The organism is Microbacterium sp. GbtcB4 (genome assembly GCF_019091465.1).
Taxonomy (GTDB): domain Bacteria; phylum Actinomycetota; class Actinomycetes; order Actinomycetales; family Microbacteriaceae; genus Microbacterium; species Microbacterium paraoxydans.
The window spans coordinates 1-258 of the sequence record NZ_JAGXJJ010000244.1 but is presented as its reverse complement, the minus strand read 5'-3'; the positions used below and the strand labels follow the sequence as shown (position 1 = coordinate 258).

1 protein-coding gene is annotated in these 258 nt (G+C 71.3%); it reads left to right on the top strand.

The genetic code is table 11. The features are described from left to right. Positions 1–257 (top strand): LuxR C-terminal-related transcriptional regulator (locus tag KVS71_RS17815; RefSeq protein ID WP_217585200.1); only part of this gene is annotated, 257 nt, incomplete at its 5' end. Position 258 lies beyond the last annotated feature (1 nt).

Below are 258 nucleotides of genomic sequence, written 5' to 3'. Positions count from 1 at the left end.
AGCGCCGACTGCTGACCCTCGCCGGTGCCGACCTCCCGACGGCGACCGGTCCCGTCCCCGTCATCCCCCTCTCCCCGCGCGAGACCGACGTCCTCGCGTGCGCCGCCCTCGGAGCGACGAATGCGGAGATCGCCGCGCACCTCGGTCTGCGGGAAGGCACCGACAAGGCCTATCTCGGCACCGCGATGTCGAAATTGGATGCGTCGACGCGGCATGCCGCCGTGACCAAAGCACGTCGCGCGGGCCGGCTTCCCTGAA